The following is a 278-nucleotide window of genomic DNA, read 5'->3' on the forward strand; positions in this document are numbered from 1 at the left end:
CGTCAACCGCGGCTCCTGACCGCCGGCGCCCTTGATCGGATCATCACCCGACGCCAACCACGCATGCACTTGCGCGCACGTCGCTTCCTGCATCGCCTCAGACAGATCGTCATCCGATGGTTTCCCGTTGGGGAGGGTGTCGTAGATGTCGCACTGGCATGCAGTTCCGACGAGGCCGGATGCTTCCCGCAGCATTGCAGTCAGCTTCGCGGGGGCGGGTTCTGGGGTTTCCCCCATCCAGGTTTCCAGCTGATCGGCGGTCGCATAGACGAGCACGG

Annotated in this window: 1 protein-coding gene; it reads right to left on the minus strand. The window is 64.0% G+C overall.

Annotated elements, in window-relative coordinates:
• The coding region (locus tag AC4HNJ_RS21905; protein WP_490481729.1) for a hypothetical protein at positions 1-278 on the minus strand (278 nt) is incomplete at both ends.

The organism is Dyella sp. SYSU CM1112 (assembly GCF_058216415.1).